Here is a 289-nt window from a genome sequence, read left to right on the forward strand (position 1 = left end):
AGCCTTCTTCGACGATCACGCCTTCAACCACTTCAGAGCGCGCGCCGATGAAGCAGTTGTCCTCGATGATGGTCGGGTTAGCCTGTAACGGCTCCAGTACGCCACCGATGCCAACGCCGCCGGACAGGTGAACGTTTTTACCAATTTGCGCGCAGGAACCCACGGTCGCCCAGGTATCAACCATCGTACCTTCATCAACATAAGCGCCGATGTTCACGTAAGAGGGCATTAATACGGTGTTACGCGCGATAAACGCGCCCTGACGTACAGCCGCTGGCGGAACCACGCG

At 57.4% G+C, this 289-nt stretch carries 1 protein-coding gene; it reads right to left on the reverse strand.

All coding sequences use genetic code 11. From position 1 onward, the window contains the following. Positions 1 to 289: 2,3,4,5-tetrahydropyridine-2,6-dicarboxylate N-succinyltransferase (locus FDX22_RS20535; RefSeq protein WP_146717696.1), on the reverse strand; the 289-nt coding region annotated here is incomplete at both ends.

This window comes from Citrobacter sp. TBCS-14 (assembly GCF_005280805.1).
Taxonomy (GTDB): domain Bacteria; phylum Pseudomonadota; class Gammaproteobacteria; order Enterobacterales; family Enterobacteriaceae; genus Citrobacter; species Citrobacter gillenii.